This window comes from Erwinia sp. 009765445, from assembly GCF_058137865.1.
In genome coordinates, this window is record NZ_JBYUWC010000020.1 from 38,142 (window position 1) to 59,651 (window position 21,510).

Sequence of the window (21,510 nt, forward strand, 5' to 3'; positions counted from 1 at the left end):
TTTATGACCGTAGAAAAAAAATATATTGTCGCGCTTGATCAGGGCACGACCAGCTCCCGAGCTGTTATCCTGGATCATGACTCTAACATTGTGGCGGTCTCACAGCGTGAATTTCAGCAGCTTTATCCTAAGCCAGGCTGGGTTGAGCATGACCCGATGGACATCTGGGCCTCGCAGAGCTCAACGCTGGTCGAAGTGCTGGCCCATGCCGATATCCGCTCGGATGAGATTGCCGCCATCGGTATCACCAACCAGCGTGAAACCACCATCGTCTGGGATAAAGAGTCCGGCAAGCCAATATACAACGCTATTGTCTGGCAGGATCCGCGCACCGCAGACTACTGTGCGAAGCTGAAAAAAGAGGGTCTGGAAGAGTATATCCAGCACACCACCGGTCTGGTGATTAACCCCTACTTCTCCGGTACCAAAGTGAAGTGGATCCTCGACCACGTTGAAGGCTCTCGCGAGCGCGCCAAACGCGGTGAACTGCTGTGCGGCACCGTTGATTCCTGGCTGGTGTGGAAGATGACTCAGGGACGGGTGCACATCACCGATTACACCAACGCCTCACGTACCATGATGTTCAACATCCACAAGCTGGAGTGGGATCAGCGCATGCTGGATATCCTCGATATCCCGCGTGAAATGCTGCCGGAAGTGAAGTCTTCTTCTGAAGTTTACGGCCAGACCAACATCGGGGGTAAAGGCGGTACACGTATTCCAATCGCCGGTATCGCGGGTGACCAGCAGGCAGCACTGTACGGCCAGCTCTGCGTTCAGCCGGGCATGGCGAAGAACACCTACGGCACCGGTTGCTTTATGCTGATGAATACCGGGACTGAAGCCGTGACCTCCAACAACGGCCTGCTGACCACTATCGCCTGCGGCCCGCGTGGCGAAGTGAACTACGCGCTGGAAGGTGCGGTGTTTATCGGTGGTGCCTCTATTCAGTGGCTGCGCGATGAGATGAAACTGATCGGCGATGCAACCGACTCTGAATACTTCGCGATGAAAGTGAAAGACAGCAACGGCGTGTATATGGTGCCAGCCTTTACCGGCCTGGGCGCACCATATTGGGACCCATATGCCCGTGGCGCGATCTTCGGCCTGACTCGCGGTGCTAACGCTAACCACATCATCCGCGCCACGCTGGAGTCGATTGCTTATCAGACTCGTGACGTGCTGGAAGCCATGCAGATCGACGCCAACACCCGCCTGCAATCGCTGCGTGTGGATGGTGGTGCAGTCGCCAACAACTTCCTGATGCAGTTCCAGTCTGACATTCTGGGTGCCCGCGTTGAGCGTCCTGAAGTGCTGGAAGTGACTGCACTGGGTTCCGCTTATCTGGCGGGCCTGGCCGTGGGCTTCTGGAAAGATCTGGATGAAGTGCGTTCGAAGGCGGTTATCGAACGTGAATTCCGTCCAAGCATCGAAACCACCGAGCGCAACTATCGCTACGCTGGCTGGAAAAAAGCGGTTGCCCGTGCGCAGGCATGGGAAGACCAGGACAACTCGTAATCTGCACTTCTGCCTGCGGTCAGCCGATCGCGGGCATTTTTCTCCCCTGCCGTGATAAACTTCCCGCCTCATCACTTCCCCGAGGCAAATCATGAAACGAGAACTCGCCATTGAATTTTCACGTGTAACGGAAGCGGCCGCGCTGGCTGGCTATAAGTGGCTGGGACGCGGCGACAAAAACGCTGCTGACGGCGCTGCCGTCCACGCCATGCGCATTATGCTTAACAAAGTGAATATTGACGGCCAGATCGTCATTGGCGAGGGCGAGATTGATGAAGCCCCGATGCTGTATATCGGCGAAAAGGTCGGTAGCGGTGAAGGGGACGCGGTGGACATTGCCGTGGATCCGATTGAAGGCACGCGGATGACTGCCATGGGCCAGGCGAACGCTCTGGCTGTGCTGGCTGTGGGCGACAAGGGCACCTTCCTCAACGCCCCGGATATGTACATGGAAAAGCTGATTGTCGGGCCGGGAGCTAAAGGCGTGATCGATCTGGCGCTACCGCTGGAAGAGAACCTGAAGCGTATCGCCCAGGCTCTGCAGAAACCGCTGTCTGAGCTTACCATCACCCTGCTGGCAAAGCCCCGCCATGACGCGGTGATCGAGCAGCTGAAGATGCTGGGCGTGCGTATTTTCGCTTTCCCGGATGGCGACGTGGCAGCCTCTATCCTGACCTGCATGCCGGACAGTGAAGTGGACGTGCTGTACGGAATTGGCGGCGCACCTGAAGGCGTGGTTTCCGCTGCGGTGATCCGCGCTCTGGACGGTGATATGCAGGCACGCCTGGTGGCCCGTCATATTGTAAAAGGTGACACGCCGGAAAACCGGACGATGGGTGAGCAGGAGCTGAAGCGCTGCGCGGCGATGGGAATTGAAGCCGGAAAAGTGCTGAAGCTGGATGAGATGGCACGCAACGATAACGTAATCTTCTCCGCCACCGGCATCACCACCGGGGAATTACTGAAAGGCATCACCCGCCAGGGCAATATGGCGACCACGGAAACGCTGCTGATCCGCGGCAAGTCCCGCACCATCCGCCGTATTCAGTCAATCCACTATCTCGACCGTAAAGACGAGAGCCTGCATCCGTATATTCTGTGATCGGTGGGCTGATCAGATTCAGCCCTGTAGTCTGTCACCCGGCTGCCATGAAGGCAGCCCCTGCGATTTTGTATACTATAATACGGCATCCCGCAGCGGCCGGATTTATCCGGCCCGCCAGGCATACCTGCAACTTATACGGTTTGCGGCTCCGGCCTTTTTGACAGCGGCAGCCAGCACAGCAGGATCAGCAGTGCCATCGCGAACATCAGCATTCCCAGACTGAACTGGCCATTTTGCGGCAGCAGTGCCGAAAGCCATGCGGCCAGGCCAGAACCCAGATTCTGCAACCCTCCCAGCAGTGCCCCTGCCGTCCCGGCGATATAAGGCCACGGCTCCATCGCACCCGTCGTGGCCAGCGGAAACAGCATTCCGGCACCAAAGAAGAACAGCGCGGCAGGCACAATCAGCGTCCAGATAGTCATCACGCCAAACCAGGCCGGGATCCACATCAGCGCCCCCGCCAGCAGGCAGCTGTTTACCGACCACCACATCATCTGTGGGAAAGGCTTGTTTTCCCGTCCGGCGAACCAGGCCCCGAAGAAGGCGGCAGGGATTGGCAGAATAAACAGCAGACTGACGGTAATACTGTTCAGGCCCAGTACGCCGCCCATCAGTACGCCACAGCTCGCTTCGAACACCGCGATGCCCCCTAACGCGCCCATCAGCATCACCAGATAACGGACAAAGGTGCCGTCGGCCAGCAGCGGACGATAGCGTGAGAACAGCGCCCGTTTCTCAACCGGAGCCGGGCGGGTTTCCGGCAACCAGCGCAGCATTGCGGCACCCACCGCCAGACACAGCAACAGCAAAAACGCAAAGCAGGCATGCCAGCCAAACAGATGGGCCAATAACGCACCAATGACCGGCGCGACCAGCGGGCTGACCAGGATACCCATATTCAGCAGGCTGTTGGCCTGCCTTAACGCGCTGCCAGCATACAAATCGCGTGGCATGGTTCGCGCCATCACGCCCGCCACACCGGTTCCGAGACCCTGTATAGCACTGCCCAGCACCAGCAGGTCGAAACCAGGTGCGCTGAGCGCTACCAGCGTGCCGACAATAAAAATAGTCAGCCCGGCCAGGATCACCGGCCGACGGCCAATATTGTCTGACAGCGGACCGTACAGCAGCTGCGAACCACCGTAGGTCATCAAATAGGCTGCCATCACCCGCTGCACTGCACCATCCCGCACGTTAAAAGCCTCAGCAATAGTCGCCATGGCAGGCACATAAATCGTCTGCGCCATCTGCCCGACGGCCACCAGCGCAATCAGCATCACCAGCAGATGTCCGTTAGCTATTTTTCTCATTTTCATCAGTATATTTGTCGGCTTTAACCACCATAAAAAGGAAGATAAGCCAGGATAAGGAACTTTATGGCGGGGAAAATATCAGGAATAAATGACAAAGCGAGTAAAAGGGGAAAAATGACCGTCCACAGACTGTCAGCAAAAGCAGGCAGCGCCGTAAATCATTCTGTACGTTATAGTCATAATGCCCGTGTCGTAATTTGTCGATACGAGCTTTGTGACTGGCCGCCACTGGAAAAATGCCGCTTCAATAGCGAAGATACCGTGACTTACCTGCCTCACACCGACTAAGGAGCCGTTTATGGCCGAATGGGTTAACGCCACGATTAAACAGGTGAATGACTGGACGGACAGCTTATTCAGCATCACCGTGACAGCCCCCATCGACCCTTTTACCGCCGGGCAGTTTGCCAAGCTGGCGCTGGAAATAGATGGCGAGCGCGTACAGCGCGCCTACTCCTACGTGAACGCCCCCAGCGATGAGAACCTGGAGTTCTATCTGGTCACCGTACCCGAAGGGAAACTCAGCCCCCGTCTGCATGCACTGCAGCCCGGCCAGCAGGTGATGATCACCAAAGAGGCCGCCGGTTTCTTCGTGCTCGATGAAATCCCTGAGTGTAAAACGCTGTGGATGCTGGCCACCGGCACGGCCATCGGGCCTTATCTGTCGATTTTACAGGAAGGTAAAGGGCTGGAACGCTTTGAGAATATTGTGCTGGTGCATGCCGCCCGCTACGCCCAGGACCTGAGCTATCTGCCGCTGATGCAGCAGTTGCAACAGCGTTATAACGGCAAACTACGCATTCAGACGGTGGTCAGCCGGGAAGAGATTGCCGGATCGCTGACCGGCCGCGTTCCTGCCCTGATCGGAAGTGGCGAGCTGGAAGCGGCGGTTGGCCTGCCGATGGAAGCGGAGCATAGCCACATCATGCTATGCGGAAATCCGCAGATGGTCCGCGATACTCAGCAATTGCTGAAAGAGACCCGCGAAATGCGTAAACACCTGAAACGCAAGCCGGGCCATATGACCAGCGAACATTACTGGTAGTCAGGCATTCTGCGGCCGAGATAATTTACCGGGCAAGCCGTTTTACCAAAACGGTTTTCGCGCGGGGTACCGCGGAACACGCCCAGCTCCAGGGACATGGTCACCAGTATCAACGTAGGGATAAAGCGGCCCAGCGCCCACTGCCAGCTGGCAGGCAGCGACGCCCAGTCACCGGCCATCAGCATCCAGGCAGCCGGCAGCAACAGCGCCCAGTATCCTGCTTTATTCCGGTCATGCAGACGCTTGACCACCACAGCACTGGTCGGCCACAGCAGGCTGACCACGCAGAAGGCTGCCGTCTGGGTACTCATCCATCCGCGTGCGGCCAGCGTAAACAACAGAATCAGCAGCGCCAGCCAGAGCGTCAGCCAGATCCACAGATCGCGCCGTCCCAGTCTGCCACGGTACGAAAAACACCACGCTTGTAAGGTCATTTTTTATCCCTCAGAACAGCGTCAAGCTTTGACTTTGCCGGTCATTGTCCGTTCTAATCTTCAGCTGAATGTACAGGTTAGGGCAGACGACAATGAATAAAGCGATCTTCACGGGCATCATGTTACTGGTCACGCTGGCAACTGCGCCGGCTCAGGCCGATGCTGGTCCTCAGGATCGTGCTGAACATATGCCCACTGCGCCCTATCTTCTGGCGGGGGCTCCCACCTTTGATATGACTATCGGCCAGTTTCGCGAAAAGTATAATGCCAGTAACCCAACGTTGACGATCCCCGAATACCGGGCAATCGACAACCGTGGCGACAAAAGTAATTTGACGCGAGCTGCCAGCAAGATCAATGAAAATCTCTATGCCTCAACTGCTCTGGAACAGGGCACCGGAAAGATCAGAACCTTACAGATAACCTGGCTGCCCGTGCCCGGTCCGGAAGAGGAGAGCGCACGTGATAAAGCCCGCGCTTACATGGCCGCACTGGAGCGTTTTTTTGAGCCAACGCTGAACGAAGAACAGAGCCTGAAACGGCTGGATGAGCTGCTGAGCAAAGGTAAAGGATCGCGTTATTTTGCCCAGACCGAGGGCGCGGTCCGCTACGTGATTGCCGACAACGGCGACAAAGGGCTGACCTTTGCCATTGAGCCGATCAAGCTTGCGATGAACACCCCTGACCCCGGGCAAAAATGACGAAAAGCAAAGCCTTTAAAGGTTTTGATCTCTATACTGTCTGGCAGACAACCCTGCCCAGGCAGGGTAATTTAACCGTATCGCGCTAAGCGTGGAGGATAGAATGCGACATCCGTTAGTAATGGGTAACTGGAAACTGAACGGCAGCAAACATATGGTCAACGAGCTGATCGCCGGTCTGCGCACCGAGCTGAGCAGCGTTGACGGCTGCGGCGTAGCCATTGCCCCACCAGTGATGTATCTGGACCTGGCGAAACACGCCGCTGCAGGCAGCCACATCGTACTTGGCGCACAGAACGTTGACGTTAACCTGTCTGGTGCTTTCACCGGTGAAGTTTCCGCTGACATGCTGAAAGATATCGGTGCGAAATACATCATCATTGGCCACTCTGAGCGCCGCACCTACCACAAAGAAAGCGACGAGCTGATCGCCAATAAATTCGCCGTGCTGAAAGCAGCGGGCCTGATCCCGGTGCTGTGCATCGGTGAAACCGAAGCGGAAAACGAAGCCGGTAAAACGGAAGAAGTTTGCGCCCGTCAGATCGACGCCGTGCTGAACACCCAGGGCGCTGAAGCGTTCAATGGCGTGGTCATTGCCTATGAGCCAGTCTGGGCGATTGGCACCGGCAAATCAGCCACTCCTGCCCAGGCGCAGGCGGTGCATAAATTTATCCGTGACCACATCGCGAAGAAAGATGCGACCGTGGCCGCTCAGGTGATCATCCAGTACGGCGGTTCTGTTAACGACAAGAACGCTGCAGAACTGTTTGCTCAGCCAGATATCGACGGCGCACTGGTTGGCGGCGCATCACTAAAAGCAGACGCTTTCGCGGTGATCGTTAAAGCCGCTGCGGCAGCTAAAAACGCTTAATGTGTTCTCCCTGCACCGGTAACGGTGCAGGATTTCTCCATTTACCCACACTGTTCCATCAGTGCTTTTAACCTTCCCGCACTGTTTTCAAATCCGCCTGTCGGCATATTGGTCACGCTCAGCACTAATCCGTAGCGACGCTTTTCTGCATCCAGATACCAGCCCGAATGCGACGTTGGGGCCATGTCCCAGGCCAGCGCTTCCCTGGCGATATTGGCATCCCGCGTACCCTCAGGCAGTTCAACCGCCAGCGCCGCTCTGTAAACCACGGGAAAATGAGGCTGCAGCGCGGCCAGCTCCAGCGACTTACGGGCCAGCAGATAACCCGGTCTTCCATCCAGACTTTCTGCCCGCGCCAACACAGCGCCAGAGAAATCAGCCCCAGCGCACCGGCATAGCCGCTGGTGATGATGATTTGCGAAGCCTGGCAGCTTATCCCGCGCGTCATCGCCAGATGGCTGACCAGCTGCTCGCGCAGAAGCAAGCTGCCGCGGAGATCGGGATAGCTTGTCGGTCTGCTGGCCATTTCCGGGTATGGCGGTTGAGAATGCATGACCAGACTTTACCCGGAAAAGCATCATCAGCGGGCACGCCCATCTGGAAGATTCGCGGCGGTGCGTCAAAGTCATGGATCACATCATACAGCGGCGGCCTCACCGTTTGCTGCACCGGCGGCAGCGAAAGAGGTGGCAACCGGGCGGAAGCGAAAGTCCCTGCCGCTCCCTTTGCCACCAGCAGCTGGCTGTCAGCCAGCATGTCGTAAGCCGCCTGAACCGTGCCACGGGCAACGCCAAGCTGTACAGCGAGATCGCGGCAGGAGGGCATCCGTCATGTAATAACACAGGAGAAGGCAATGAGCGAACGTATCCACTACGCCCAGGTGGCACCGGCAGCCATGAAAGCGCTGCACAGCGAAGGGATGCCCTGGGACAAAATTGTCCTGACCAAAGTCTGGCGTGAAGCCGGAAGCTGGTTCACTGGCTGTGAGAAAGCCACACTGGCCTGGACAGAGTCGCTGACGCCGATCGCAAAACTCAGGCACCGGATGAGGTTTTCGCACTGGTTGAAGCAGAGTTCAGTGAAAAAGAGATCACCGATATGACCATTGCTGTCGGCCTGATGAACGCCTGTAACCGCCTGGCAATCAGTCACAGTAAAGGGCCGGAGAGTATGCCGAAAAATTGAACGGGTAACCTGCCGCTCACCGTCGTAGATGGGCGGCGGTAAATTTTGCAATAAAAGCGGTTGCAGGCTCGATTCAGCTCCCACATTTCCCAATAATACATTTTCTGAACGCCGACTCACCTTCGATATAAAAACTTTATTATCAATAATTTAATCACTATAAAATCTCCTTTTCAAAGCCAACTATCACTGTTGCTAATTTCTTTTCATTCTTCATTCTCATTTTTAATCTTTAAACAATTTTTTAATTTACTCATAACAATGGTATATTTTCTGCCGGCCAGACGGGTTGTATTTCCTCCCTGCCTCAGGCAGCGAAACCCTTCCAGCTACCCCCTGTATTCAGCGAGAAAGCCTAACCGGTTCCTTAGAAACCGGGACTGTTTCACCTGCTTAACATGTTGACTCGTCAACATATGGAGATGTCGCCCCATGCGAAAATCAGCCGAAAGTCTTACCCCGGCCTCCGTACATGAACTGAAAACCGACGTTGATGTCCTGCTCATCGGCGGCGGTATTATGAGCGCCACGCTCGGCACCTGGCTTCAGGAGCTGGAGCCGACGTGGCAGATCGGCATGATTGAACGTCTCGACGGTGTCGCCGAAGAGAGTTCAAACGGCTGGAACAATGCGGGCACGGGTCACTCCGCGCTGGCAGAAATGAACTACACCCCGCAAAAAGCCGACGGTTCAGTCGACATCAGCAAAGCCGTTAACATCAACGAATCCTTCCAGATGTCCCGTCAGTTCTGGGCCTGGCAGGTGCAGCGCGGCGTGCTGAACAACCCACGCAGCTTTATCAGCAGCGTGCCGCACATGAGCTTTGTCTGGGGCGACGATAACGTCGACTTTCTGAAGAAACGTTTCAGTGCGCTGCAAAAAAGCACTCTGTTCCGCGGGATGGAATATTCAGAAGATCCGGAGCTGATCCGCCAGTGGGTCCCGCTGATGATGGAAGGCCGCGACGTTGAGCAGCGCGTTGCCGCTACCCGCATCTCCGTCGGGACTGACGTTAACTTTGGCGAACTTACCCGCCAGATGATCGCTTCCCTGCAGAGAAGTCAGCGTTTTTCCCTGCAGACCAGGCATGAAGTCCGCCGTTTCAAACGCAATGAAGATGACAGCTGGACCGTCACCGTTGCCGACCTGAACAATGGCAGCAAAGAGAAAACCCTCCGCGCGAAATACATCTTTATTGGCGCGGGCGGCGCAGCCCTGACGCTGCTGCAGGGAACCGGTATTCCGGAAGCAAAAGATTATGCGGGCTTCCCGGTTGGCGGCGAGTTCCTGGTCACTGAAAATCAGGAAGTGGTGCAGCGCCATCTGGCGAAGGTTTACGGTAAAGCCTCGGTCGGTGCGCCGCCGATGTCCGTGCCACATCTTGATACCCGCATGCTGGATGGCAAGCAGGTACTGCTGTTCGGGCCGTTTGCCACCTTCTCCACCAAGTTCCTTAAACAGGGCTCGCTGTGGGATATGTTCGGCTCAATGACCCCAGCCAACTTTATGCCGATGGTGCATGTGGGGCTGGATAACTTCGATCTGGTGAAATACCTGGTCGGCCAGGTGATGCTGACTGATGATTCGCGCCTGAAAGCGCTACAGGATTACTTCCCGGAAGCAAGACTGGAAGAGTGGCGGCGCGTTAAAGCCGGACAGCGCGTGCAGATTATCAAGAAAGATGAGAAAAAAGGCGGCGTGCTGAAGCTGGGTACCGAAGTGGTCACCTCAGGAGATGGCACTATTTCCGCCCTGCTTGGCGCTTCTCCGGGAGCGTCAACCGCGGCCCCCATCATGCTCGACCTGATGAATAAAGTCTTCCAGGAGAGATTCCACAGCGCCGCATGGCAGGCGAAGATTAAGGCAATCATCCCGTCCTATGGCCAGAAGCTGAACGGCAACGTGGCGGCAACCGAGCATGAGCTGGCGGAAACCAGCCGCATTCTGCAGCTGGATTACACCCCGTCTTCAGCCGCTAACGATGAAGCCGCTGAGGCGCATGATGCGGTAATCGGTAAATAATCTACTGCTGACATTTTCCCCGGGGCGTAATCTGAACTGCCGCATGACAAATGTTGGACGGTAATCTGACATTTTGAGATGCGGCTCAGACTTCGCCCTTTTGCATTCTCCACCCCACGTTTCGCCCTTTTCCTGCACGACTTTTTCAGGGGTCTATGCTTTTAGCTGAACGGAATAACAGGAGAAGCCGATGGACAACCCTTTATCCACCCCGCTTAGCAATGCTGAGTTGCAGCTACTGAACCGCTACTGGCGAGCCGCTAACTATCTTTCGGTCGGACAGATTTATCTGATGGATAACCCCCTGCTGCGCGAACCGCTGAAGCCAGAGCATATCAAGCCCCGCCTGCTGGGCCACTGGGGTACCACGCCGGGCCTCAACTTTATTTATGTTCACCTGAACCGTATTATTCGGCAGCACACCCCTGGCCTGTTGTATCTCTGCGGACCCGGCCATGGCGGGCCGGGCATGGTGGCCAATACCTGGCTGGAAGGAACCTACAGCGAAATTTATCCTGCTATCACCGCGGACGGAGAAGGGATGCGTAAGCTGTTTAAACAGTTCTCTTTCCCCGGTGGCATCCCCAGCCACGCTGCACCGGAAACCCCGGGTTCCATCAATGAAGGGGGTGAACTGGGTTATTCGCTGGTGCATGCTTTTGGGGCCGCCTTCGATCATCCGGATCTGATCGTCCCTTGTGTGATTGGGGATGGCGAGGCAGAGACCGGTCCGCTGGCCGCCAGCTGGCATGGTACCAAATTCCTCAATGCCGCACGCGACGGCGCTGTACTGCCCATTCTGCATCTCAATGGCTATAAAATTGCCAACCCGACGCTGCTGGGCCGCGCCAGCGATGAAGACTTGCATCAGCTGTTCCGGGGCTATGGTTATCAGCCGCTGTTTGTTGAGGGCGACGACCCGCTGAAAATGCACCAGCAGATGGCTGCCACGCTGGATAAGGCACTCGCTACTATTCGTGAGTTTCAGCAGGCAGCCCGTGCAGGCAAAGCGCAGAACAGTATTCCGGCGTGGCCAATGATTATTCTGCGCAGCCCAAAGGGCTGGACCGGCCCCAAAACAGTCGATGGCAAAAAAGTGGAAGGTTTCTGGCGCGCGCATCAGGTGCCCGTTTCCGGATGTCGCGAGAATGAAGAGCACCGCCAGATTTTGCAGGAGTGGCTGCAAAGTTATCAGCCTGAAGATCTGTTCGACCAGGCTGGCCGCCTTAAACCTGAACTGCAGGCACTCGCGCCTCAAGGTGATAAACGCATGGGATCCAGCCCGTATGCCAACGGTGGCCGCCTGCGTAAGGAGCTGAATGTCCCGGACATCCGCGAGTTTGCTGTCCCGGTCAGCCATCCCGGTCAGACTCAGGAACAGTCAACAGCAGTGTTGGCGGGCTATCTTAGTGCCATCTTCCGCGTCAATCCGGATAATTTCCGTATGTTTGGCCCGGATGAAACGGCGTCAAACCGGCTGAGCAAGGTGTTTGACGTCACCAGTCGCAGCTGGATGGAAGAAGTCAGGGAGTACGATGAGCAGCTCGCACCCGACGGCCGGGTGATGGAAATCCTCAGCGAACACCAGTGCCAGGGCTGGCTGGAAGGCTACCTTCTTTCTGGCCGACACGGCCTGTTCAACTGTTATGAAGCCTTTATCCATATTGTCGATTCGATGTTTAATCAGCACGCCAAATGGCTGAAGGTGAGCCGCAAGCTGGCCTGGCGTAAACCAATTTCCTCCCTGAACTATCTGCTCTCTTCCCATGTGTGGCGTCAGGACCATAATGGTTACAGCCATCAGGATCCTGGGTTTATCGATCATGTTGCCAACAAAAAAGCCGACATTGTGCGAATTTACCTGCCGCCGGACGCCAATACCCTGCTGTGGGTTAGCGATCACTGCCTGCGCACGTGGAATCGTATCAACGTGATTATCGCCGGTAAACAGCCAGAACCTCAGTGGCTGAGTATGGAGGAAGCCGTGGCACACTGTGAGAAAGGAATGGGGATTTGGCCGTGGGCGGGCAATGAGCAGCCTGGAACCTCACCGGACGTGGTGATGGCTTGTGCTGGTGATGTGCCCACCATGGAAACGCTGGCGGCGGTAGATTTGCTGCGCCATTATTTACCCGAACTGTGCGTCAGGGTGGTAAATGTGGTGGATTTACTTGCCCTGCAGACCAGAGAACAGCATCCCCACGGACTGGAAGAGCAGGCTTTTGATGACATTTTCACCCAGGATAAACCGGTAATCTTCGCCTTTCACGGCTACCCGGCACTGATCCACCGGCTGACTTATCAGCGTAATAACCACCGCAACATGCACGTTCACGGGTTTATAGAAGAAGGCACCACCACCACGCCGTTTGATATGACGGTGCTCAATGAGCTGGATCGTTATCACCTGGCGCTGGAAGCGATAATCCGGGTACCGGGCTTACAGGAAAAAGCGGCCAATGTGCTGGATGCGCTGCAGGAAAAGCTGGCAGCCCACCATGCGTATGTCCGGCAATATGGCGAGGACATTCCGGAGGTTCGAAACTGGAAGTGGCCGTCACGTCAGGAGTAAAACGGGGCGGCCACTACGCGGCTTAAGGATAAATAACTTCCGCCAGCATCCACAAAGTGGTGGCGACCAGCGACAACGCCATCACGGTGTTGAACAGGTGCAGTTTCCACGGCACCTGCAAATGGCGGCCCATCCGGTCGCCCATCATCGCCCAGATCATGATGCAGGGAAAATTCAGCACCATAAAGCCCACCGCCACGGCCAGGATGCCGCTGGTTGTGGTGTACATCAGCGCCACGTTAATCGCCATCAACCAGGCTTTCGGGTTCACTCCCTGGAAAAGCGCGCCGCCCAGCAAGGTCATCGGCCGGGCTTTTTCCTGCATTTCCGGCGCACCGGAGCGGAAAATTTTCCACGAAAGCCACAGCAGATAGGCGCAACCCATCAGCGTCAGCGGCACCCGGATGGCGCTCATCCACTGCAGCAGGACATCCAGCAGCAGACCGGCCATCGCGGTCTGGATCGCACAGCCAGTCATGATCCCCAACACCATCGGCAGGGTACGGCGCATGCCAAAATTGACGCCGGAAGTGGCCAGCATCAGGTTATTCGGGCCAGGCGTAATGGACATAACGGTTACGTAGCTGAAGAAAGAGGGATCGAGCATGGTCTGTTTCCTGCTGGTGATTAAGAACACCAAAATACTCCCCGGCGGCAGATGGTAACAGGCTCAGAAATACACTATTGTTATGAGTACAATCGCTCTTAATACATCACTGTACCCATCTTCCGGAGGCACAACTGTGTCCATCATCGAACCGCAGGAAACCACGCTCTATCATCAGCTGGCCGAAACGCTGGCGGAAGCTATCCACGGCGGCACCTATCTGCCCGGTAGCCGCCTGCCCGCCATCCGCCGCTGCGCCAGCCATCATCAGGTCAGCGTCAACACCGTGCTGTCCGCTTACCGGATCCTCGAAGATCGGGGGCTGATCGAGGCCCGACCTCAGTCCGGTTACTACGTGCGTGGCATGCTTCCTTCGGTGAAAGCGGGGAGCCGCCATCGCACCACCGTCCGCTCGCCGAGCAGTGAGAAGCTGGATTTGATTGAAGCGGTCTTTGCCGCGCAAAACCATCCTGACTACACCAATATCTCTCTGGCCTGCCCGCAAAACAGCGACTTTTTTCCCACGGCTAAAATCAGCCGCATCATGGCCTCTTTACTGCGCCGCGAACCGGACCTGATTGGCCGCTATGCCCTGCCGCCCGGCAGCCAGCGGTTGCGGCGGGAAATCGCACGACGGGCGATGGATCTGGGTATGACGCTGACCGTGGAAGATGTGACCATCACCCACGGCTGTATGGAAGCGTTGCAGCTCGCTCTGCGAGCCGTAACCAGACCCGGCGATTGCGTGGGGGTTGAGACACCGACCTATTTCTACCTTTTCCCGTTGCTCGCCAGTCTGGGGCTGAACGTGCTGGAAATCCCTACCGATCCGCAGCAGGGCTTATCGCTGGACGCGCTGGAGCTGGTGCTGCAGGAGAAAAGAATTCAGGCGCTGGTCGCCATGCCTGTCGGGCAAAATCCGCTGGGCTATACCATGAAGCTGGAAGATAAAAAACGGCTGGCAAAGCTGGTGAATCACTACCAGATCCCGCTGATTGAGGATGGTTTGTATTGTGAGCTGCAGTTCTGCTGGCCACTCTCTCCGGCGGTCAAAGCCTTTGATACCGACGGCTGGGTGATCCACTGCACCAGCTTCACCAAAACGGTCGCACCGGATTTCCACGTTGGCTGGATTGCGGCGGGTCGCTTTACAGAAGAGCTTGCGCGGCTGAAGTCGGTCTCCTCACTGGCCGAATCACGGCTGCTTTGTGAAACGCTCGGCTATTTTCTGGAGTCAGGCGGTTACGATCACCACCTGCGCACCCTGCGCCGACGCTATGCCGCGCAGCTGGATGAGGTTCGCGGCCTGATTGCCCGCCACTTCCCGAAAGGCACACGGGCTACGCAGCCCAGCGCCGGTTTTGTGTTCTGGGTTGAATTGCCGGGAGGCGTAGACTGCGTTGAGCTTTTCCATCGCCTGTTGCAGGAGAAAATCTGCCTGACGCCGGGCGCGTTGTATACGCTGAGCGATCGCGGCAATAGCGCAATGCGCCTGAGCTGCTGTTACCCGATTGATGAGCGCTATACCTGGGCGTTGCAGCGAACCGGCGCGCTGGCCTGCGAAATGAGTGGCATTGCGGCGGGCGTCGACTGACGACTACGGCGTCCCGTTGCGGCCCCAGGTGGCATAGCCTTTACGTTCCGTCAGACGCTCGTAATAAGCCCGTACGGCTGGAAGATTAGGGTGATCCAGCGGCGTTTCATACCAGCGATTGACCGACAACCCGACCGGAACATCCGCCAGGGAAAAGGCACTCCCGGCAACATAAGCGCCGGTGCGCTCCAGCTGCTGGTTCAGGATACCCATGGTGTGCGCCCAGCCTTTACAGGCTGCAGCCAGCAGGCGCGGATCCTGATGGGCCGGAGAGTGCCGCACCAGTGACATAAAGGCATAGCGCCACGAGGTGTTCAGCTCGGTGGCCTGCCAGTCAATCCACTGGTCGATCGGCGCACGGGCACGGGGATTGTCCGGATAGAGCCAGCCACCGCCGTAAGCATTGGCCAGATAGCGAATAATAGCGTTGGATTCCCACAGGATAAAATCCCCTTCCTGGATCACCGGCACCAGCGCATTAGGGTTCATCGCTTTGAAAGAAGCTTCCTGAGGTGACTTAAAGCCATCACCCCAGTCATCACGCCGGTAAACGATATCCAGCTCTTCACAAACCCACAGTACTTTTCTGACATTGATGGACGAGGCTCGTCCTAATATCTTCAGCATAATTCCGTCACTTAGTTGTTCAGGCTCAGGCTATTAATACGCAACCCGGTGCGGGCTGACAATGGCTTTTCCTGCGGGAACAAAACATTGTGAGCTTTGGCCCCACGATAAAGACAATTCCTGGTACTATCAGAGAACGCTACCGGAAAGGAGAATCACGATGACGCAGTTACGCGCTTTTAAGCAGGTTGATGTTTTCACTTCCTCACCGCTGAATGGCAATCCGCTGGCGGTGATTATCGAAGCCAGCGATCTGAGCGATGAGCAGATGAGCGCCATTGCCCGCTGGACTAATCTGTCGGAAACCACCTTTGTGCTGCCGCCAGTTGATCCGGCGGCGGACTATCGGGTGCGGATTTTCACTCCCGCCCACGAGCTGCCTTTCGCCGGGCACCCCACTCTGGGAACAGCTCATGCTCTGCTGGAATCTGGCATCGCGTTGCATACGCCGGGTAAGATTGTGCAGGAGTGCGGCATCGGCCTGGTGACGATTAAAATTGGCGCGGATAATGCCCTGGCCTTTGCAGCACCGGAAGCCACTCTGACAGAATTCACTGATGCCCCGCTCAGCAGCGCACTGAACAGCGAAGCCATTGAAGCCAGGCTGCCGGTGATGGCGGCTGATATGGGCATTCGCTGGCTGCTGATCCCGATGACTTCAGCCGACGCGGTGCTGGCGAGTCAGCCCAACGTGGTGGAATTTGAGCGGCTGACAAAAAAAGCGCGCGTGAATGGCGTGATGTTATTTGGGCCGCTTGATGGCGAAGCGGAGCAGTATGAAGTGCGCGGCCTGTATATTGAAAATGGCTCGCTGGTCGAAGATCCGGTCACCGGCAGCGCCAACGCCTGTCTGGCCCGCTATCTGCAGGCACAGGGGGTTGAGCTGGACTACCGCGTGCGTCAGGGGACTGCTCTGCAGCGTGCTGGCCGCCTGAGCGTGACTTACGCGGCTGACGGCGTCTGGATTGGCGGCCAGACGGTGACGGTACTCAACGGCACCATCAGCGTCTGATCTGCGGTGTAAGGCGCTCGATCAGAGCGCCATGCCGCCGGAAGCTTCGATACGTTGGCCGTTAATCCAGCCACTTTCGTCGCTGAGCAGCAGAGCAACGGCATCGCCAATATCATCCGGCAGGCCAGGACGGCCAAGCGCAGTCATGGAGGCCACAAAAGCATTCACCTGCGGATTATCCCGCACCATCCCGCCGCTGAAATCAGTTTCAATTGCGCCGGGAGCCAGCACGTTGGCGGTGATCCCCCGCGCACCCAGCTCCTTCGCCTGATAGCGGGTCAACACTTCCATTGCACCTTTCACCGAAGCGTAAGCGCTGGAACCCGGCACGCTGAAGCGGGCCAGGCCGCTGGAAACATTCAGGATACGGCCACCGTTGACCATCAGCGGCAGCAGCTTCTGCGTCAGGAAAAAAGGCCCTTTAAAATGGACGTTCACCATCTCGTCAAACTGCTCTTCACTGGTGGTGGCAAAATCTTCGTGCAGCGCAGTTCCTGCGTTGTTTAATAAATAGTCAAAAGTATCGCGCTGCCAGACCGCTTTCAGCTGTTTCTGCACTTCGCTGGCAAAGGCAGAGAAGGTTTTACTGTTGCCTGTATCCAGTTGAAGGGCCACGCAACGGGCACCGAGCGCGTTTATCTGCTCCACCACCTCCTGCGCTTCCTGCTCTTTACTGCGCCAGGTCAGAATGATGTCAACACCCTTCGCGGCCAGTTTAAGGGCCGCATTCTTACCTAAACCGCGGCTTCCGCCGGTGATCAATGCAATTTTATGGCTCATCTTGTACTCCGGTAGTTTCGCTGTGGACAAAATAGAGGATATTACCTTCATTCTGATCTATAAATGTCTTCAGGGACGCATCACTGTTCCATTTTAAACAACAAAAGGCGCTCGCAATGGATAAAATTCACGCAATGCAGGTCTTTGTCAGGGTAGCTGAATTACAAAGTTTCACCCGCGCGGCCGAAAGCCTTGGATTGCCTAAAGGCAGCCTGTCGCGGCAGCTGCAGGCGCTGGAAAATGAGATGGGCACCCGGCTGCTGCACCGCACCACGCGGCGGGTACAGCTGACTCAGGATGGGCTGGTTTATTACGAGCGCTGCCGCGATGTACTGGCCACGCTGGAAGAGATGGATTCGCTGTTTCAGCACGATCCCGCCTCAATCAGCGGCCGCCTGCGGGTGGATATGCCGGTCAGCCTCGCCTGTGACTATATCCTGCCGCTGCTGCCGGACTTTCTGCAGCACTATCCCGGCATCGAACTGGAACTGAGCAGCAGCGACCGGCGCGTGGACGTGATCAGGGAAGGTTTTGACTGCGTGATCCGTGGCGGCGCGCTGGATGACTCCGGGCTGATTGCCCGTCCGCTGGGCATGCTGACCCAGATTAACTGCGCCAGCCCGGACTATCTGGAGCGTTTCGGAACCCCTGTGACGCTGGAAGACCTCGCCACCCACGCCGTGGTGCATTACAGCCAGCAGCTTGGCAGCCAGCCACAGGGGTTTGAGTTTTTTGACGGCAAAACCCGCCATTTTATCAAGACCGGCGGCACCGTCACCGTTAACAGCACCGAAGCTTATCGCGTTGCCTGTCTGTCCGGCCTGGGCATTATTCAGGCCCCAGAGTGCGGCATGCGTCAGGCGATAAAAGACAAAAGACTCATTGAAATCCTGCCACATTTTCGCGCAGAGCCCATGCCCCTCTCGCTGATTTATCCCCACCGCCGCAACCTGGCGAGGCGGGTTCATGTGTTTATGGAATGGCTGACTCAGGCGACAAAACGTTACGTAGCCTGACCGCCTGGCTATAATTTGACTTTGGCTACAATATTGAAGGATATGAAGAAGGTTTCATGACGGAAAATAATTCAAAAGAAGTTCAGCAGCACGGCGAGAAGCCGCTTATCGCGATTAAAACCGGCAACCAGACCGTCGATAAATCCATCACCCGGGTCTCAAAGCTGGTGACCTGGTTCCAGGCCATTCCGGCTGTGGCGCATTTTATTCGCGCAGGGGAGCGCTTTAACGATCGCCTGGGCAGCCAGTTTGGTGCAGCGATTACCTATTTCTCTTTTCTTTCGCTGATCCCGATCCTGATGGTCTCTTTTGCAGCGGTGGGCTTTGTGCTGGCATCCAATCAGGATCTGTTGACGGAGCTGATCAACAAGATTGTTAATAACATCAGCGATCCAACGCTAGCCTCCACGCTGAAAAATACGGTGAATACCGCCGTGCAGCAGCGCACCACCGTCGGCCTGACCGGGCTGTTGATTGCTTTGTACTCAGGCATCAGCTGGATGGGTAATTTGCGTGAAGCGATCCGCGCCCAGTCACGTGACGTCTGGGAGCGTAACGAGCAGGATAAAGAGAAGATCTGGATAAAGTATTCCCGCGATTTTATCTCGTTAATCGGGCTGGTGCTGGCACTGATCATCACCCTGTCTCTCACCTCCATTGCCGGTGCAGCGCAGGCGGCCATTGTCCGGGCGCTGGGACTGGACGGTATCGAGTGGCTGCGCCCGGCGATGACGCTGATTGCGCTGTCGATTTCAATCACGGCTAACTATCTGCTGTTCCTGTGGATTTTCTGGATCCTGCCACGCCATAAGCCACGCAAGCGGGCACTGTTACGCGGCACGCTGCTGGCGGCGATAGGCTTTGAAGTGATTAAATTTATTATGACGCTGACGTTACCGAAACTGGCCTCTTCGCCTTCCGGCGCGGCTTTTGGTTCGGTACTGGGATTGATGGCGTTCTTCTACTTCTTCGCCCGCTTAACGCTGTTCTGTGCGGCCTGGATTGCCACGGCAAAATATGCCGATGACAAGCCGGTTGAGTCACCTGCAGTTAAGCATTAAGACCGATCCGGGGCTGGCGACAGCCCCTTACGATTTCAGAATGCTGCAACTGTGATCCTGCAACTCTTCAGCAGAACCCCGGTTGAGCAGTAGCAGATTACGTTTGATCACCATCAGCACCCGGCGGCCATCCGGTAATGAAGCCATCGCAATACCGTATTTATACATCTCATCCCGCGCGCCGGGCAGTTCATTAGCCACCCGGATAAACGGGCTGGTCTTGATCAGTTCATCGCTGGTCAGCGTCCTCACCTGATACTCATGACTGCCCAACTGCTCAGATTGCCACTTGCTGGTCAGTGAAGCATTCAGGCTGTCCAGTCGCTGGCGAATATCCGGACGCAGGCAGGAGATATGAATATGCAGCTGATTCTGCGTTCTGCCGCGAAGTGAATTGATGGTGAGTGCCACCGCGCTGTCATCAACAGGCTGGCCGCGTTTCTCTTCCATATAGTGACGGGAACGCCAGGCTTCGGCAAAGAAGTTGGGCGTCGAGGGATTCAGCACTTTCGGGCTTTCAATACCGGTTATTTTCTCCACCGGCATCAGTAAAAATTGCAGTGGACCCACGCGATCTTTCAGTACCACGTAGCTATTGTGAAGGTCTACCAGACGGCACGGGGTGGGATCGTTATTCTGCTGCTGATTAGGGACACACTTCTGGCTGACAATCCGCCACAGGGCATCGGAATTATTTTTATGATTGTACGCCACCGAGGCACAACCGGCCGTCAGGGCTATCGCAATTAGTCCCACTACAATCAGGACACGCTTTCGTCCCTGCATGATCGAAACCTCTGGTCATCACCTGCTCATAATGTAAACGAACAGGTGATGAAGATCATGTCAAATAATCAATCGCGGTGACCATTTAAAATGCTTTCAATTTTATCAGGGTACAGGCGCAGCTCCGCTACCCTGGTTCTATTAATCCGGCTTCATCACCTGATCGTAAGTGCCGCCATCAGAGAAGTGGTCTTTCTGAGCTTTGGTCCAGCCACCAAATTTATTATCGATGGTGAACAGCTTCACTGGCGCGAAGGTACTGGCAAACTTCTTCGCCACTTCAGGATCGCGCGGGCGATAGAAGTTCTGTGCGGCGATGGTTTGCCCTTCTGGCGAGTAAAGGTATTTCAGATACTCATCGGCAACTTTGCGGGTGCCGCGCTCATCGACAACCTTATCCACTACGGAGACGGTCGGCTCGGCAAGGATAGACTCACTTGGGGTGATGATTTCATATTTATCTTTACCCAGCTTGTTGGCCAGATAAGCTTCGTTTTCCCATGCAATCAACACATCGCCTAACCCTCTTTCGACGAAGGTATTGGTTGCGCCACGTGCGCCTGAATCCTGCACTTCAACGTTTTTGAACAGCGCTTTGACGTAAGCCTGAGCTTTAGCCTGATCGCCATTGTTGTGGTCCAGCGCCCAGCCCCATGCCGCCAGATAGTTCCAGCGTGCGCCACCGGAAGTTTTCGGGTTCGGGGTGATCACGGATACGCCAGGCTTGGTTAAATCCTGCCAGTCATGGATCTGTTTGGGATTCCCCTTGCGGACCAGGAACACAATGGTGGAAGTGTAGGGAGCAGAGTTATCCGGCAAGCGCTTGATCCAGTTCTTGTCGATACGCCCGCGGTCGGCAATCGCATCCACGTCGGACTGCAGTGCCAGCGTGACAACATCGGCACGGATGCCGTTGATAACGGAAGTGGCCTGTTTGCCAGAGCCGCCATGTGACTGACGGATCACGACATTGTCACCGGTTTCCTGCTTGTAATGCGCACTGAACGCCTTGTTGTACTGTTCGTACAGTTCACGGGTTGGATCGTAAGAGACGTTCAACAGCTGAATATCTTTTGCCAGCACACTGGTTGAGACCAGTAACAGGGTTATGCCCACACTCCACTTCTTCATCACACGCGCTCCCAAAGGTTTTTTTGCTGTAAGAGAGCGTGACACAAAGTCTTTCACGATTTAAAGAATTAAAAAATAGCTGTAATAACTTAATGGAATAACGATTTGCATAAAAAAGGCGCTGACAGCC

At 56.0% G+C, this 21,510-nt stretch carries 21 protein-coding genes; 12 read left to right on the plus strand and 9 right to left on the minus strand.

The features are described 5' to 3' along the window. The first annotated feature begins 3 nt into the window (after positions 1 to 3). Together glpK and glpX are read left to right on the plus strand one after the other, a co-directional pair. Positions 4 to 1,518 carry a glycerol kinase GlpK gene (gene glpK / locus AC3Y5R_RS19685; protein ID WP_489922732.1) on the plus strand — a complete coding sequence of 505 codons (1,515 nt, stop codon included), beginning with the start codon at positions 4 to 6 and terminating at the stop codon, positions 1,516 to 1,518. A gap of 91 nt (positions 1,519 to 1,609) precedes the next feature. Then, positions 1,610 to 2,620 carry a class II fructose-bisphosphatase gene (gene glpX, locus AC3Y5R_RS19690; RefSeq protein ID WP_489922733.1) on the plus strand — a complete coding sequence of 337 codons (1,011 nt, stop codon included), beginning with the start codon at positions 1,610 to 1,612 and terminating at the stop codon, positions 2,618 to 2,620. 134 nt (positions 2,621 to 2,754) lie between these two features. Here glpX and emrD read toward each other — a convergent pair whose 3' ends face one another. Next, positions 2,755 to 3,933, minus strand: a complete 1,179-nt coding sequence (gene emrD / locus AC3Y5R_RS19695) for a multidrug efflux MFS transporter EmrD (protein WP_489922785.1) — start codon at positions 3,931 to 3,933, stop codon at positions 2,755 to 2,757. Between the two features lie 301 nt (positions 3,934 to 4,234). On the opposite strand from emrD, the gene fpr reads away from it, so the two are divergent. Continuing rightward, positions 4,235 to 4,981 carry a ferredoxin--NADP(+) reductase gene (gene fpr, locus AC3Y5R_RS19700; protein WP_489922734.1) on the plus strand — a complete coding sequence of 249 codons (747 nt, stop codon included), beginning with the start codon at positions 4,235 to 4,237 and terminating at the stop codon, positions 4,979 to 4,981. Here the strand turns inward: fpr and AC3Y5R_RS19705 are convergent. Beyond that, the gene (locus AC3Y5R_RS19705) at positions 4,972 to 5,415 is read right to left on the minus strand and encodes a DUF805 domain-containing protein (protein ID WP_158782245.1); all 444 of its coding nucleotides are present in this window, start codon (positions 5,413 to 5,415) and stop codon (positions 4,972 to 4,974) included. The two genes, fpr and AC3Y5R_RS19705, sit on opposite strands and share 10 nt — an antisense overlap. A gap of 92 nt (positions 5,416 to 5,507) precedes the next feature. Here AC3Y5R_RS19705 and AC3Y5R_RS19710 point away from each other — a divergent pair, with 92 nt between their 5' ends. Both AC3Y5R_RS19710 and tpiA read left to right on the plus strand, forming a co-directional pair. Further along, a complete protein-coding gene (locus AC3Y5R_RS19710; protein ID WP_158782246.1) occupies positions 5,508 to 6,116 on the plus strand; it encodes a YiiQ family protein in 609 nt (202 codons plus the stop codon). Positions 6,117 to 6,219: 103 nt separating this feature from the next. Beyond that, positions 6,220 to 6,987, plus strand: a complete 768-nt coding sequence (gene tpiA, locus AC3Y5R_RS19715; RefSeq protein WP_158782247.1) for a triose-phosphate isomerase — start codon at positions 6,220 to 6,222, stop codon at positions 6,985 to 6,987. Between the two features lie 41 nt (positions 6,988 to 7,028). Here tpiA and AC3Y5R_RS19720 read toward each other — a convergent pair whose 3' ends face one another. Both AC3Y5R_RS19720 and AC3Y5R_RS19725 read right to left on the minus strand, forming a co-directional pair. Continuing rightward, positions 7,029 to 7,346 carry a hypothetical protein gene (locus tag AC3Y5R_RS19720; RefSeq protein WP_489922735.1) on the minus strand — a complete coding sequence of 106 codons (318 nt, stop codon included), beginning with the start codon at positions 7,344 to 7,346 and terminating at the stop codon, positions 7,029 to 7,031. 85 nt (positions 7,347 to 7,431) lie between these two features. After that, positions 7,432 to 7,812, minus strand: a complete 381-nt coding sequence (locus AC3Y5R_RS19725) for a GntR family transcriptional regulator (RefSeq protein ID WP_489922736.1) — start codon at positions 7,810 to 7,812, stop codon at positions 7,432 to 7,434. Between the two features lie 28 nt (positions 7,813 to 7,840). On the opposite strand from AC3Y5R_RS19725, the gene AC3Y5R_RS19730 reads away from it, so the two are divergent. The 3 genes from AC3Y5R_RS19730 to AC3Y5R_RS19740 all read left to right on the plus strand — a co-directional run bounded on the left by AC3Y5R_RS19730 (position 7,841) and on the right by AC3Y5R_RS19740 (position 12,766). After that, the gene (locus AC3Y5R_RS19730; protein ID WP_489922737.1) at positions 7,841 to 8,089 is read left to right on the plus strand and encodes a hypothetical protein; all 249 of its coding nucleotides are present in this window, start codon (positions 7,841 to 7,843) and stop codon (positions 8,087 to 8,089) included. 515 nt (positions 8,090 to 8,604) lie between these two features. Beyond that, on the plus strand, positions 8,605 to 10,194 hold the full coding sequence (gene mqo / locus AC3Y5R_RS19735; protein ID WP_489922738.1) for a malate dehydrogenase (quinone): 1,590 nt from the start codon (positions 8,605 to 8,607) through the stop codon (positions 10,192 to 10,194). Between the two features lie 190 nt (positions 10,195 to 10,384). After that, entirely contained in the window at positions 10,385 to 12,766 is a 2,382-nt protein-coding gene (locus AC3Y5R_RS19740) for a phosphoketolase family protein (RefSeq protein ID WP_489922739.1), read from the plus strand. A 22-nt stretch (positions 12,767 to 12,788) separates the two neighbouring features. Here the strand turns inward: AC3Y5R_RS19740 and AC3Y5R_RS19745 are convergent, their stop codons facing one another. Then, complete coding sequence (locus AC3Y5R_RS19745) at positions 12,789 to 13,373, minus strand: LysE family translocator (protein WP_489922740.1); 585 nt, start codon at positions 13,371 to 13,373, stop codon at positions 12,789 to 12,791. A gap of 136 nt (positions 13,374 to 13,509) precedes the next feature. Between AC3Y5R_RS19745 and AC3Y5R_RS19750 the strand changes: the two genes are divergently transcribed. Beyond that, on the plus strand, positions 13,510 to 14,967 hold the full coding sequence (locus AC3Y5R_RS19750) for an aminotransferase-like domain-containing protein (RefSeq protein WP_489922741.1): 1,458 nt from the start codon (positions 13,510 to 13,512) through the stop codon (positions 14,965 to 14,967). A gap of 3 nt (positions 14,968 to 14,970) precedes the next feature. Here AC3Y5R_RS19750 and AC3Y5R_RS19755 read toward each other — a convergent pair whose 3' ends face one another. Further along, on the minus strand, positions 14,971 to 15,594 hold the full coding sequence (locus tag AC3Y5R_RS19755) for a glutathione S-transferase family protein (protein ID WP_489922742.1): 624 nt from the start codon (positions 15,592 to 15,594) through the stop codon (positions 14,971 to 14,973). Positions 15,595 to 15,754: 160 nt separating this feature from the next. On the opposite strand from AC3Y5R_RS19755, the gene AC3Y5R_RS19760 reads away from it, so the two are divergent. Next, entirely contained in the window at positions 15,755 to 16,606 is an 852-nt protein-coding gene (locus AC3Y5R_RS19760; RefSeq protein WP_489922743.1) for a PhzF family phenazine biosynthesis protein, read from the plus strand. A 21-nt stretch (positions 16,607 to 16,627) separates the two neighbouring features. On the opposite strand, the gene AC3Y5R_RS19765 is transcribed toward AC3Y5R_RS19760, so the two are convergent. Next, positions 16,628 to 17,386: an SDR family NAD(P)-dependent oxidoreductase gene (locus tag AC3Y5R_RS19765; protein ID WP_489922744.1), complete on the minus strand. Its 759-nt coding sequence runs from the start codon at positions 17,384 to 17,386 to the stop codon at positions 16,628 to 16,630. Between the two features lie 116 nt (positions 17,387 to 17,502). On the opposite strand from AC3Y5R_RS19765, the gene AC3Y5R_RS19770 reads away from it, so the two are divergent. Together AC3Y5R_RS19770 and yhjD are read left to right on the plus strand one after the other, a co-directional pair. Next, entirely contained in the window at positions 17,503 to 18,402 is a 900-nt protein-coding gene (locus AC3Y5R_RS19770; protein WP_489922745.1) for a LysR family transcriptional regulator, read from the plus strand. A 56-nt stretch (positions 18,403 to 18,458) separates the two neighbouring features. Then, positions 18,459 to 19,463 carry an inner membrane protein YhjD gene (gene yhjD / locus AC3Y5R_RS19775; protein ID WP_489922746.1) on the plus strand — a complete coding sequence of 335 codons (1,005 nt, stop codon included), beginning with the start codon at positions 18,459 to 18,461 and terminating at the stop codon, positions 19,461 to 19,463. 27 nt (positions 19,464 to 19,490) lie between these two features. Here yhjD and AC3Y5R_RS19780 read toward each other — a convergent pair whose 3' ends face one another. Beyond that, positions 19,491 to 20,249, minus strand: coding sequence for a CDP-diacylglycerol diphosphatase (locus tag AC3Y5R_RS19780; protein ID WP_489922747.1), 759 nt, complete (start codon positions 20,247 to 20,249; stop codon positions 19,491 to 19,493). A 141-nt stretch (positions 20,250 to 20,390) separates the two neighbouring features. Continuing rightward, complete coding sequence (locus tag AC3Y5R_RS19785; RefSeq protein WP_489922748.1) at positions 20,391 to 21,380, minus strand: sulfate ABC transporter substrate-binding protein; 990 nt, start codon at positions 21,378 to 21,380, stop codon at positions 20,391 to 20,393. Between the last annotated feature and the right edge of the window lie 130 nt (positions 21,381 to 21,510).